The sequence below is a fragment of the Roseateles sp. AC306 genome (genome assembly GCF_979253795.1).
Genome location: NZ_CEEDEB010000007.1, coordinates 184,810 through 197,339, shown reverse-complemented (window position 1 = coordinate 197,339; position 12,530 = coordinate 184,810). Strand labels below are relative to the sequence as shown.

14 protein-coding genes are annotated in these 12,530 nt (G+C 63.3%); 7 read left to right on the top strand and 7 right to left on the bottom strand.

Annotated features, from left to right (window positions below):
* Positions 1–32: 32 nt before the first annotated feature.
* Positions 33–518 (bottom strand): hypothetical protein, encoded by a 486-nt coding sequence (locus tag AC0IZJ_RS15995; RefSeq protein WP_471851617.1) that lies wholly within the window; start codon positions 516–518, stop codon positions 33–35.
* 96 nt (positions 519–614) lie between these two features.
* Positions 615–2,045 carry a hypothetical protein gene (locus AC0IZJ_RS15990; protein WP_471851615.1) on the bottom strand — a complete coding sequence of 477 codons (1,431 nt, stop codon included), beginning with the start codon at positions 2,043–2,045 and terminating at the stop codon, positions 615–617.
* A gap of 272 nt (positions 2,046–2,317) precedes the next feature.
* On the opposite strand from AC0IZJ_RS15990, the gene AC0IZJ_RS15985 reads away from it, so the two are divergent.
* Entirely contained in the window at positions 2,318–2,863 is a 546-nt protein-coding gene (locus tag AC0IZJ_RS15985) for a hypothetical protein (protein ID WP_471851612.1), read from the top strand.
* A gap of 552 nt (positions 2,864–3,415) precedes the next feature.
* Here AC0IZJ_RS15985 and AC0IZJ_RS15980 read toward each other — a convergent pair.
* From AC0IZJ_RS15980 to AC0IZJ_RS15965, 4 genes are all read right to left on the bottom strand, one after another.
* Positions 3,416–4,129: a phosphatase PAP2 family protein gene (locus AC0IZJ_RS15980; RefSeq protein WP_471851610.1), complete on the bottom strand. Its 714-nt coding sequence runs from the start codon at positions 4,127–4,129 to the stop codon at positions 3,416–3,418.
* Positions 4,130–4,261: 132 nt separating this feature from the next.
* The gene (locus tag AC0IZJ_RS15975; RefSeq protein WP_471851607.1) at positions 4,262–5,683 is read right to left on the bottom strand and encodes a sensor histidine kinase; all 1,422 of its coding nucleotides are present in this window, start codon (positions 5,681–5,683) and stop codon (positions 4,262–4,264) included.
* On the bottom strand, positions 5,652–6,338 hold the full coding sequence (locus AC0IZJ_RS15970; protein WP_471851605.1) for a response regulator transcription factor: 687 nt from the start codon (positions 6,336–6,338) through the stop codon (positions 5,652–5,654). The genes AC0IZJ_RS15975 and AC0IZJ_RS15970 overlap by 32 nt, the downstream gene beginning before the upstream one ends.
* Positions 6,338–7,138 carry a MipA/OmpV family protein gene (locus tag AC0IZJ_RS15965; protein WP_471851601.1) on the bottom strand — a complete coding sequence of 267 codons (801 nt, stop codon included), beginning with the start codon at positions 7,136–7,138 and terminating at the stop codon, positions 6,338–6,340. Before AC0IZJ_RS15965 ends, AC0IZJ_RS15970 begins: the two co-directional genes overlap by 1 nt.
* Positions 7,139–7,433: 295 nt before the next feature.
* Here AC0IZJ_RS15965 and AC0IZJ_RS15960 point away from each other — a divergent pair, with 295 nt between their 5' ends.
* From AC0IZJ_RS15960 to AC0IZJ_RS15935, 6 genes are all read left to right on the top strand, one after another.
* Entirely contained in the window at positions 7,434–7,586 is a 153-nt protein-coding gene (locus AC0IZJ_RS15960) for a hypothetical protein (RefSeq protein ID WP_471851598.1), read from the top strand.
* Between the two features lie 529 nt (positions 7,587–8,115).
* A complete protein-coding gene (locus tag AC0IZJ_RS15955) occupies positions 8,116–8,514 on the top strand; it encodes a hypothetical protein (RefSeq protein ID WP_471851595.1) in 399 nt (132 codons plus the stop codon).
* 586 nt (positions 8,515–9,100) lie between these two features.
* Positions 9,101–9,382 carry a hypothetical protein gene (locus AC0IZJ_RS15950; RefSeq protein ID WP_471851593.1) on the top strand — a complete coding sequence of 94 codons (282 nt, stop codon included), beginning with the start codon at positions 9,101–9,103 and terminating at the stop codon, positions 9,380–9,382.
* Between the two features lie 587 nt (positions 9,383–9,969).
* The gene (locus AC0IZJ_RS15945) at positions 9,970–10,368 is read left to right on the top strand and encodes a hypothetical protein (RefSeq protein ID WP_471851590.1); all 399 of its coding nucleotides are present in this window, start codon (positions 9,970–9,972) and stop codon (positions 10,366–10,368) included.
* A gap of 522 nt (positions 10,369–10,890) precedes the next feature.
* Positions 10,891–11,214 (top strand): hypothetical protein, encoded by a 324-nt coding sequence (locus AC0IZJ_RS15940; RefSeq protein WP_471851588.1) that lies wholly within the window; start codon positions 10,891–10,893, stop codon positions 11,212–11,214.
* A gap of 78 nt (positions 11,215–11,292) precedes the next feature.
* On the top strand, positions 11,293–11,715 hold the full coding sequence (locus tag AC0IZJ_RS15935) for a DMP19 family protein (RefSeq protein WP_471851586.1): 423 nt from the start codon (positions 11,293–11,295) through the stop codon (positions 11,713–11,715).
* A 443-nt stretch (positions 11,716–12,158) separates the two neighbouring features.
* On the opposite strand, the gene AC0IZJ_RS15930 is transcribed toward AC0IZJ_RS15935, so the two are convergent.
* A complete protein-coding gene (locus tag AC0IZJ_RS15930; RefSeq protein WP_471851584.1) occupies positions 12,159–12,317 on the bottom strand; it encodes a hypothetical protein in 159 nt (52 codons plus the stop codon).
* Between the last annotated feature and the right edge of the window lie 213 nt (positions 12,318–12,530).

Sequence of the window (12,530 nt, the reverse complement as noted above, 5' to 3'; positions counted from 1 at the left end):
CTTGTCGGGGGTGGTCATGGCGGTTGCGGCCGTCACTGTTGGTAGAAGTAGTAGCAGCCCAGCATCGTGCCGAGCTCGGGCTTGGTCAGCGGCGCGGTCAGCATGGCCGTGCGCTTCTCGGCAATCGGGCGATCACACATCAGCGCGCCGTCGCTCTTGTCGCAGTTGCCCAGCGACTGCCCGACGAGCTTTTCATAGGCCGGCTTCACGTCGGCGGACACCGCCTTGACCGTGACGGCAAAGCCCACACCCATGCCGATGCTCTGTGGCGTGATCTCGATGATCGGCTTGCCCAGCCAGCTCATCGGCCGACGCGGCTTCCACGTCGGCGCCCTGTCGTCCTGCACGAAGTGGGTCTTGATGACCTCGGCAAACTTCTGCGCGCGTGCCGGGTCGTCCTTCATGTCCAGCCAGGAGTCCTGGCACGAGGCCAGGCGCGACAAGGTGTCTTGCGGTTCGGCGGCCTGGGCCGCAGTGCTGATCACGAGCAGGGCAAGGACCGTGGAGAAGTTGTTCATCGAAGGGCTCCGGTTGGGTATGCCGGCACGATGCCTTGTCGGGGTTTCAAGCGCGTTGCCTGCAGGGCGTGGGCTTGTTTCGTTGGTTGCAGCGGGCTACCTATGGCCGCCCAGGTCGCGGATGAATTCGTCGCGCTCCATCGACAGCGCCGCACCTTCGCCGCCACTGGTAGCGCTGCCCGCGTAGCTGTGGGCCCATTGCACCGCCTTGAGGCGTGCATGTGCTGCACCGGCTGTGTCGCCGGCTTGGGCCAGGCGCAGCATGCGTCGGCGGTACATGTGTGCAATGGAGATCAGCACGCCGATGTGGTCGCAGCCCCGGCGCATGGCCTGCTCGGCTTCTTCCAGTCGGTCTTGCGCCTCCAGCGCGTCGGCTTCCCGCGCCCATTCGGGCTGGCCGTCGTCGGGGGCCGGCGGCTCGAACTCCATCTGGAACTGGATGCCATACAGCAGCACCTCGCCCAGGTCGCCAGCCATCGTCGCTTGCTCGCGCGTGGTGGTCACACGGGCACGCAGCGCCGTCTCGGGCGCATTGCCGGCCACCAGCAGGTGCAACTGCGCGATCGGCTCGGGGCCGTCGTCGATGTCAAACACCGCCAGGCCGACGGTGGCGCCACTGGCGATGCGCTGGCACTGCGGCGCGGGGTAGGCGGCGCGCGCTTCCGCCTCGAAGCGGTTGAGCAATGCCTGCAGGTCGCCCCCGGGCGCGGGCAGTTGCTCCAGGCTGATCTGCACCGAGCTGTCGGGGTGCAGCAGCAGCAAGCGCCGGCTGTCGTCCAGCAGGTGCCAGCCCAGCGGCACGGCCAGCACGGCCTGCAGCGCCGGGCTGACCACCCAGGCCCGGCCGTTGTCTTCGTCCATCGCCTGGATGCGCGGCGCAAAGCCCTTCCCTTGCTCGAGCAGCGCCTGGTTGATGGGATGGGTCTGCTCCAGCGTGGCGCGGCCACCGGCCAAGGCGAAGCTGCCGATGTCGGGCAGGGTCGTGTCGTCGCCTGGCGCCGCGGTCATCACCTCGGGCTGGGCGTGCAGCAACACCGTGGCGCCTTGCGGCGCGGCCAGCCGAAAGCTGGCCAGGACACGTTGCCAGACCTCGAACACGTGCGCACCCAGCGCGTCCGGGCCGATGACACTGAGGTGCAGCAGCCGCCCGCCGTCTTCTGCAAAGGCGAAGAACATCGTCATCGGGCCGAAGTCGCCCTGCACGGCGCACTGGCCCACGATGGCGGGCAGGTCGCCCAGGTTGGCGGGGCCCAGCGTGCTGGGCTGCACCTGGTGTTGCTGGATCAGCCACAGCGCCCAGTCCTGCACCGTGCCTTCGTCGAAGGCCGGCCGGGCCGATGCGACGAGGATGATGGCGGCATAGGGCGACGCCACGGCGGCCAGACCGAACAGCCGGGTGGCGTCGTCAAAGGTGGGCTCTTCCTCGGGCAAGCCCTGGGCTTGCCAGCTGTCGGGCAGTTCGACGGAAAAGCCGAGGTTGGCGATGCGCGGGGGGAAGTCGCGCTGCACGAAGTTCGATGTGGTCATGGCGGTGTCCGCGAGGGTGGGCGATTCCGCCATCGTGCTTGGGCGACGTTTCAATCAGATTTCGTTTGCACCGGTCACGTCATGCCGAAGCTGAAACCATCGAAACAAGCCGCTGTGTTGCATGGCCTCGCTGAACAAACGAAACAGGTGGACCCGGGAGCGTGAACTGTCTTGAAGCGCAACTGAAACAAGCGCTCTGGAAACTGTGGCCCAAAGCAGTGCCGTACTGCGATGCCCTTGCTTCCCTTCAGTGATTTCAGTGATACCTCGCCATGCAGACTGAACTCGTCTACGACATCACGCAGCAAGACTCTTCTGAAATCTACTGGCTGATGGCTGCCGCAGGGGTCTTTGCCCTGGCCTTGGCAGCCTGGTGCTACCAGCGGCGTCCGGGTCGGGCGCCCAAGGTGCACGGCTTCTTCGTCGTGATGATCGGTGTGGCCTTGCTGGCGGTGGCTGCCACGGTCTGGGACCAGCGCAGGCTGGTCGCCAAGCTGCAGGCGGGCGATGTCGCCGTGGCTGAAGGCCCGGTGCAGGCCTATGCGTTGCAGCAGACAGCCGTCTACAACACCAGCACGAAGCGCCACGACCGCGCCACCTGGGAGAGCTTCCGCGTCGGTGGCACTGACTTCGTCTACCGCCGCAGTGGCGGTGGGGGCTCCGGCTTCCATAACGGCAGCGAACCACCGCTCGCCATCAGCGATGACGTGCTGTTGCGCTTGCACTATGTCGAAGACGTCGAAGGCGACCGCAGCCAGCGCCGCATCCTGCGCGTGGAGCGGCTATGCGCCACGCCTTGCCGATCCGAGGTGCGCTGATCGGGTCGTGTGTGTGTCAGTCGATACGGCAGTTGATGCGTTCGATCCCCGTTGGTTCTATTGCCCGGGAATACCTCGCGAGCGTCCGCGATGGTCGGGTAGTGCTCCGGACGCCACGCCGGCAGTGCGCAGCGAAGATTTCCGCATACCCGCGCCCGCGAGAGGCGGCTTCTCGGCGCAAACCAGACCTCCGAGTCGGCCGCGACGAGCGGCTGCAACCGCGGCGCTGCTGTCCTCCGTCGTCGGTCGCGAGCTTCGGCTTTGAGCACATCGCTGCCATTCGCGGCGCACGATATGCGTCCGGCCAACTCACCTTGAACGCCCGGTGGCCGGCGGCCAGGATGGTGCCCACCAAACAAGTGAACTGACCTCCAGAAGTTGGACAGCCAGTGTCTGTGCCCAAGCGCTGATCTGCAACGGGGTTGAGCAAAATATCGGGGGTCGGCTTTGCAACCATCTTGGTCGGTCGACGCCGGGCCTCGCGGCGTCCCGTGGTGGCGAGATTCCATTTCCAGGACCTGCTGACGATAGATGCCGTCGGCCTTGCTGCAGTCACTTGCGACGTTGGTTGTCTTGATGGCACCTCGAATTCAGGAGGTGGAATGACAGCGCTGCAATCAACCAGCACACCCAGCCCGTCCACGACGCGTGGCTGAGGTAGTGCGCGCCTCGCGTCATTTGAACCCATCCGAGACAGAGTCCGGCGGCCACGGTCACGAACAACCACCTCCTGGCCGCGACCGGGGCTTTTTCGCGAAGGGCGTACCACCCCGGCAGAAAGGCGAAGGCCGTGGAAGCGTGGCCTGACGGGAAACACCCGCCAGCGCCCCCGTCGTTCATTCCCAGCGCCCAGTGGGGCACGTAGTGCGCAAGGCTTCCGCCGAATTCCGCCAGCGACCACGGGCAACTGGTGATGCTCGCGCGCTTGAGCAGCGGGATCAGCGCCGCGCACAGCAACGTCGTCCCCAGCCACCAAGCGCGCTCGCGACATAACAAGCCCCGTGCGAAGCGCATTGGCCACCACAGCCCGAGCAGCAACCTCCCGAACACGGCCCACGCGATCAGGCGAGCGCCGCCGTGCAAGACGCCGCCCGTCAACCAGTGGTTCCTCCAAGCGAAGCCGTGCGAGCTGCCGTATATCTGCACCAACGGAAGGTCCAGCCCGGCAACGTCCCACAGCACCAGCAGCAGAAATCCTGCCCCGATTGCTGCCGCATCACGCAGCGCCGGGGTCGAAAAGCGATGGACGGAGGAATCAGTGAACATCGGGCCTGCTGCTGTCGTGGCCCGGCGTCCCTCGGTATGAGCGGCCAGGCGGACAGCATCGTCAGCGGCCATCACTTTCCGAACACTTACCAGCCATGGCGTCGTGAGGTGGTGGGCGATGGAGCGAAGGCCTCAAGCCGACACGTTCCCGCCCGCGTCGGCCGGTCGTTCCACCACAACGCGAAGCCCAGGCTCTGCCCGGCTTGCTCTGAGCGTCCATCCGTGGGCCTGCGCGATCTCTTGGCAGATCGACATGCCTAGCCCCGCGCCCTTGTCGCGGCGATCGGGGCCACGCCAGAAGCGAGCGAAGATGCTCGACATCTGGTCCTGAGGGACGCCCGGCCCCCAGTCGCGCACGGTCATGGAGGTGTGGTCGACGTCAACGCTCACCAGCGTGCCGGCCGGCGTGTGCTGGATGGCGTTCTCCAGCAGGTTCTTCAGCAAGGTGAACAGCGCGCCCCGGTCGGCCTGCCAGCGGACGCCCGCGCTCCCGGCAAGCTCCAGGCGCACGTCAGCCGCCTCGGCCATGCGCAGCAGGTAGCTGGCGGCTTCGCGCACAAGCTCGTGCATGTCCACGGTGGTCAGCCGATAGTTCTGCGCTTCGCTGGCCTCCGCCAGATGCAGCAGCTGTTGCACCTGCCGGCTCATGTGCTGGACGTCCTGGAGCAACATGCCGCTCTCGCTGGACGGCGGGCTCAGTTCAACCTGCGCCCGGATCAGCGCGAGCGGTGTCTTGAGTTCGTGGGCGGCCGTCGCGAGGAACTCCTGCTGGACGCGGTAACCGTGCTCCAGTCGTTCGAGCACACGATTGAAGCTGTCCACGAACGGGGCGATCTCCCGCGGGACCTCCTCGGTGTTCAACCGCACATGCAGTGACCGTGGCGAGATCCCGGCGGCCGCCTCCGACACCCGGTGTACCGGCTTAAGGGCGTAGCGCAGCGTGAAGTAGACGCAGGGCCCGAAGACCAGCAGCAGCACCAGGGTGAACAGCGTCACGCCGACGGCGCTGAACGGCAAGGCGAACTCCTGGTACATCAGCCGCAGGAAGCGTCGGCTGATCGCAAATTGCACGTACCAGACCCGGCCGTCTCGCTCCACGGCCTCGGTGGCAGCGCGCATCGTGACGCCTTCGTGCTCGAACTCGTAGCGGCCGGGCTTCAGCATGTACTCCGCGTGAGACGCCGGCCAGAAGGTCACGCCCGGTGCGGATGACAGCACGACCTTGCCGGATGCATCCAGCACGCGGAATGCCGCCTCGTGCTTCAGGCTCTCGAAGAGCTGCTTGGCTTCGTCGTCGAAGGCGAAGTCGGCGTTGCGGTCCAGCGGATCGGCGCCGATCCTGACGGGCGTGCCGTCCTTGTCGAACTGGAGCTCTTCGGCGAGCTCGCCCGCGGTGTCCGCCACGTCGAAGCCATACACCACGTCGCCCTCGGTATAGAGGATGGCGAAGGCGGTGGCCACGATGAGCAGGACGCTCAAGACCGCGCCGCCGACGTAGGCGAGCACGACCTTGACGCTGAGGCTATTCATCCACTGCATCTTCACGAAGCGCATAGCCGAGGCTTCTCACATTGACGATCTTCTGGCACGAGCCGATGGCGCGCAGCTTGCGGCGGATGCGGTGCAAGGCCACGTCCAGAGCGTTGGGTGTTACCGCCTCGCTGAGGCCCCAGGCCGCGGCTTCCAGTTTCGAGCGGGGAACGGTGTCGCCCCCTTTTCGGGCCAGCGACAGCATGATCTGCATCTCCGACGCCGCCAGCGACACGCATTCGTCGCCGCAGTGGAGCATGCCCTGCGCAGGGCGCAGCACGAGATCGCCGTGCCCCGGCTCGATGGGCAGGCTCTCGGCAGGCCGGCGCAGCAGGGCTCGCACGCGCGCCACCAACTCGTCCATGGCAAAGGGTTTGGGCAGGTAGTCGTCGGCACCGGCATCCAGGCCCTGGACGCGATCGTTGAGCGCATCGCGCGCCGAAAGCACCAGGCAGGGAATGCTCAGTTCGGCGTCTCGCAGCCGTTTCAACAGCGCCAGCCCATCGCCATCGGGAAGACCGCGGTCCAGAACCAGCGCGCCATAGGAAACCTGCTGGAGGGCGGACCAGGCGGCGTCGATGCGCTGCACGGCGTCGACGGCGATGCCCGCGGCGCTCAGGCCGTTCGTCACAAGTTGCGCCAGCCGCTCATGGTCCTCGACCAGCAGGATCCGGTTCATCAGAAGTTGTAGACGTAGCCGAGGATCACCTTGCTGGTGCTGGAGCGGTCCACGAGCGGGCTGGCCTTGATCTGCTTGGCCAGTCGCGTGACGCTCACATCGAGTAGCACCGAATGGTGCTCGCCGAACCGGTACAGGGTGCGCATGCCAATGTCCACGTTCGTCGCGCCCTTGCCGGCATAGGCCGCACGCGTGGCGATGGCTTCAGCGGCTCGTACGCCGTAGTAATAGTCCACGTACTTCTTGTCCAGCAAGTTGGCCGTCACATAGGGCATGACCATGGTGTTCTGTCCCAGGCGCCACTGCTTTTTCAGGCCCAGGCTGAGCTTTCGGCCCTTGCTGTGGCCCGACGCGTCGGCGGTCCACTCCGCGCTGAGATCGACGACTTCATTCTCCCATTCCGTCTTGGCGCCGGCCCAGAGTCCGCCCTTGCGCTCGGCCATGCCGGCGAGGATGGGGGCGTCTTTCGCTTCATAGCCGCTCATGTCGTACTCGCTCACGAGGCCGAACTTGATGCGGCTGCGCTCGCTGAGTTTCAGGCCAGGGAGCTTCACCTCAAGGCCGAGTCCGAAGAACTCCACGTACTCGTTCTCGAAGCGAAGCACGGGCACGGCCTGGGTCTCCCGCTTGATCCCGCGGTAGGCGTCTTGCTTGACGATCACGCCAAGGCCCAGGCCCCACTCCGTGCCCTGCGAACCGCCATCACCGCCCGAGCCCTGGGCGGTGGCCGTGGATGCAGCGCCGCTGAGGACAAGGGCCAGTGCGACCAGCCGCGCTCCGCTGGTGGTGAAAGCGCTCAAGCGCGGGTGATGAGAACGTGCCATGTGATGCCCTGAAAGGTCGTTGAGGAGACGAGATCGTCATCGGCCGACTCTTACCGCGCACTTTCCGAACGACGGGGGCTTTCGCAGTCGTTCGGAAAGGAGCCAGAAAGACAAGCGACGAGACGATGGATTGCATCCCGGGCAGTTCACCGGGCCACAAGACGGCAAAGCGCCAGCACCCCCAGGGCCCAACTGGAGGACATCGAGGTGCTGCGCCCGACGCGCCGACGATCTTGCCGTCTTCAAGGGATTTGGCGGCAGGAGCGACTGCATGAACCCGACTCACACCCGTCCGCGGGAGCGCTGCCGCCATGGCGAGCATGAAGGAGAACTGATTGGACAAGCCGAGCGGATCATCAGCACGCCATGGAGCTGCTTTCTGGACGTTGATGCGCGGCGCTTCGCTCGCTGCCATGGCTCGTGACTCGCAGGGCCGCTCCGCGCCCGGTCGCCAGAAGCTTCACGATCAAGCGGCAAACGAGCTTGACGGCGACCGGCCCAAGGAACGTGCCGTTGATACATCGAGCGGTTGCCATGCCGATCTCATCGATCAGAGCAGGGGGTAGATCCCCACTGCCAGCACGTTTGCGGCGAAGGGCTGCTGTGCAGCGGTTGCAGCCGCTCATCGCGGCCGACTCGGAGGTCTGGTTTGCGCCAAGAAGCCGCCTCTCGCGGGCGCCGGAATGCGGAAACCGGCCCGGCCGTGGGGCTGAATCTTTGCAAAGTCGCCGCCGGCAATTTCCACCGTTGCGCCAGGTTCAAGCCGCTGGCAAAGTCGCGCCTATCGCTGCCGCCTTCCACATGAATTTAATGGGGTGGTATCCTGCTCGTCAAAGGATTTCTCTTTACCGAACAAGGACTTACCGTGACTGTGATCGACCTGGTTAAGCAGCAGCTCTCGGAGTTAACCAGCACGGCGTGCTGGATAAACTAGTAGTTAGCCCTCATCGAAGATGCCAGGCACGTTCTACGATCCCGACGTGGCGCCAGACCCCAAGGAGTGGCTGGCGTTGTCCGAAGTCCAGCGAGTTCGGCTAACCCAAAGCTATCACCAAGCTGCGCGCATCAAGCCCAAGAACGTGAAGTTGCACGCGGCCCTTCATGCCGCCGTCGAGAATCAGATCGCCGCGGGTAGCGGACCAACCTGCCGTGCAATGGTGCGGCTGCAAGCGCAAGGCCTCACTCGCCACGAGGCTGCCCATGCCATCGGTTCTGTGCTCGACCGATTTGTCGCCGAACTTTCGAACCCGGCGGTTCGTGCGCAGCCAGACTTCAACCGTCGGATGAATGCAGCAATCGAAGCCCTGACTGCGACAGAATGGCGGGCCAACTCTAGAAGTGCAGGGGAATGAGGGCTAACAAGTCGATCGACACGGACGCCCAAGGGCGTCCGCGGCTACGCCGCTCCTGTTCCTTGGTCGCCGGTCATCTCCGACGTTGAGCAGCAAAGACCAATCGTGAATTGGCTAGAGCCATGGATCTCAGTAGACGATATTGGCGAGCGCTTGGCTCAGGGGCTTCTGCGACAGCTTCAAGTCGAACTCCCGCCAGGGCACGCGCTCTATGGGGTGCCACTAAAAGTGTTGGCGCGCGGGAACGGGGACGATGTTCTTTTCGAAGTATTGGATGGCAGCAATAGGGTGGCCGATGTTCATCTCACGTGGTCGAAAGGCCAAGAGCGGTTGCCGTGGCCGGGGACCGAGGTCTATGCGTCCCTGCAAGACTGGGTAGCGCATGTCATGGAGCCGGAACATCGTGACTGGGCCCCAGTTAGCGTCGCGGCCAATTTGCTGCCCAACCTTTCGCTGCAGCGGACGGCTTCGCCGTCCGCTGAGCTCGCACGTTATGCGGCTTCTTGACTCCGCGAAGAGCTTCGCGACCGCCATGCGCGCGACCGCCGCAGCCGGTCGGGGATTTCGACTTCGCGATGGTGGAGACATGCGCGGTGCGCTGACACAAGCGCGCATCGGGCTGGCGATGCTGAGCAAGCCGTATGTACGCCGCACCAATCCACCGGAAGCATCGGTGCTTGTATCGCTTACCGTTCTTGCAGAAGAGTCGTCAATTCAACTATGCGAGCAAGGTGCTTCCGTCACCGACCTTCTAGATGCAATCGGCACGATCAAGCGAATCGGCGAGGATGGCGATTCTCATTGGCAAGCATCACTTTTATTCTTGGAGGCGCGCCTTGTTGCAACGTCCTCGGCTCCATCCGCATAACCAGTCGCTGCAGCGGACGGCTTCGCCGTCCCCTGAGCTCCAACGTTAGGCATCACCCACCACCGCGGCGCCTGAACTCTCGAATCGCAAAACCCAAAGGAGCACCATGCAACCGCAGCACGAGCCGTCCATCTTCATTTCATTGCTACCGCTAATTTTCATGTCGCTATTTGTCTCGGTAGGCTCCTTCTTCTTGGCGAAGGAGAAGGGGCGTAACGTTGTCAAATGGACGATCCTGGGTGCAATCCCACTCGTGAACTTCGCGTGTGTTTGGTTCTTTGTCGGTGCCGCCAATCTCCACACTGAGCGCAAGCTTGACCAAATCCTCGCTGAACTACAGAAGAACTCGAGCCGGACATCGTCCTAGCAGAGTGTAATGACTAACCAGTTTGTTAACCGGACACGCTCTGGTCGGCTTTGCCTCCCGGCGCGTGCCGGTTACCCAGGCACCAATCCGCTGGCGTTCAAGTCAGCTGTTGCTCGGCCTGATGAGGGGCCAGTGCTTTGGTAGTCCATCCCGCCCTAACCGGGCGCTCCAGCCGACGGCCTACGGCCGTGGCTGAGCTGTCGCGTTGGACCGACAACCCATGAGTGATGTTCGACGCATGTTCGTAGTCAAGATGCCTGGGGGCGTACTGCCGCTCTTGGTTGCAGTGTCAGTCGCAGCTGCCTTCTTTGCCGGCAAGCGCATCGCCGAGCAAAATGCCGCCAAAAAAGAAGCTGAGAGAGCGCGCTTCGTACAGGTGAGCGCCAGCGCCGATCAAATCAAACTGTACGCATCCCTGCTTGCTTCAATCCGATCAGGGCAAACGGACGGAGCCATTCGAATGCTTGAGTTCCAAGCGCACGCAGAGAGCAAGAGCGCGGCTGAGTGCTTGTCCGATCAACTCTGCGCGACCCTCGCGGCGCCAACGCCGGAGAAGCGAAGTCAGTTGCAAGGGCTGGTGGCAACTCATGCCGCCTGGCCATCAGCGACGACGAGATAGACTGACAAGCATGCTTGATTTCACGCGGTCCAACAGGTTGTTCGACACGGACACGCACCGGCACTTCGCCGCAAGGCGTGCGACTACGCCAAGCGGCGAAGCACCGGTGCGCGCCGGTCAACTCCGACGTTAGCCAGCAGCATGTCGCGCTTAGCGAGAGTCGTCGTTGTTATTGCAGTCGCTTGGGTGGCCGCATCCCCGATGCTGTGGTGGCACAACATCTTGGGTCGCTATCGCGTGCCAATTCCCTGGGAGTCCATGGTTCAGCTTGGAGTCCTTGGAGTAGTTGCCTTATTGGCTCTGCCCGCGCTTTGGCGCGGAGTTCGCTGGGTTGCATGGCTCGTGATCGGCGCCGCTCTGTTGGTCGTGCTGTCGCAGTTGGCGCTTCCATCGGCAATGCCCGGCGGGCTGCTCTTGAATGGAGCCTTGCTGTGCGTGGCTGCATGGCTAACCATTCGCCCAAGCGAACCTGCGCCAGCTAGACTGACTGGTCCGCTTAGGTAGTACGTTAGCCATCAAGCCATGCGATTCAGCGTCCACGAAGTCAATCAGGCTGCGAGCGGCGGGAGCTATGTCTGCATCTTTAATGCGGACGTCGAACTGACGCTCGCGGACGAAGTCTTGGTATCAATCGAAGCCGTCGAGCCGGCGGATACCGACACAGAGCTAGTTGAGTCAGCAAGCACGGCAATACGAGCAGGTGCGGTCCATGTGCTGTCGCCGCTGCGTAAAGGCGCCCGAATCCGAGTGACGCGACTAGTCGTCAATTTCGTCGACTTCAAGCCGAGCCGGTTTACGTTGTACACCGCGCGCGAAATCAATAGGCTTGCGCAGTGCGAGGCTTGAGGAAATGCCCGCGTTGATGGCTAACTTGTCATTTGTGTGGGACGGCTTCGCCGCCCCACAACTTCAACGTTAGCCGTCATGAGCGATCTCGATTACGTCTTGGAGCGCATCGATCCGTGGATCGACAAGTACATCGCGTCCGGACCACGTGGGCTTACTGGTCTAGAAGCTCTTGCTGTTGGTGTGTGGATGCTTGAGGCCGAGGTAAACAACGGAGGCTTCGACCAGTACTACTTCAACTCGGCAGGTGATTTGGCCCTTCAAACCGTTGAAGCGTTAGAGGCCATAGGCGCGAGCAATACAGCTTCGTTGCTGATGGCTGCAAATGCTGAGTTTCCAGCTGCGATGCCTCCCATGGACCGCTCCGAGCGCCAGCATGTACTGGAAGGCATCCGCGAGGGCGCTAGATTCGCCGCGCTTGAGGCAGTGTTCTATCGCGACGAGGAGAATCTCCTTGCAAGGTTGGCGAACTATCTCAGGACGCACGATGCTGACAGCTAACCCTGCTTTGCAGCGGACGGCTCCGCCGCCTGCTGAACTCCAACGTTAGCCAGCCAAGCGTATGAACGAAGCACAAGCGTGGGAGCAGCACCTGGCGTGTTACCGCGAAGCCGACGCGTTGTATCGCACTCGCGACTTGAGGTCCGCTCAGCGAGCGTTCTTCAAAGCGCTACGCTTGGCTCCCGACGATGTCGATACGTTGTGGGCTCTTGGTTCGTGTTTCAGCGAGTTAGGCAAAGCGCGCGCGGCGGAACGATACTTTCGGCGCGCTCGCGCTCGTTCGGAATGGGAGCGCAGAGGGGATCTGCTCTACAACATCGCCAATTCACTTTTTGACCAAGGGCGAGTTCGAGCTGCGTTGCAGCTCTATATCCGCGTCCCGCATCACTCAAAGGCATTTTTGCTAGCGCGGCGCAATGCACTTATGGCACGTCGTAGGCTGGCTAACCTTTTGCTGCGGCGGACGGCTTCGCCGCCCGCTGAACTCGCACGTTAAACAGCAGGAAGCGCACAGTGGCACTTCGACGTATCGAGCAAATCAAGATCTCGCCGATGGGCCAATTGTTCGTGCGGCCAGCGCCGGCGGACAGCGCGATGGACATTGGCAAGGCTTCCTCGATCTGTGAAGCTGACTCAAGTGAAGACATGCCTTCCTGCGAAGGGCCAGTCGCTTAACCGTTTTCTGCAGCGGACGGCTGCGCCGCCCGCTGTGCGCCAACGTTAAGACGCACTCTTGTTGCTTCCATCTGCACACGACCCCGCCGACATATTTGCCTACGCCATGTCGTTTGATGCATACGGGGTCTTCGGCTCCT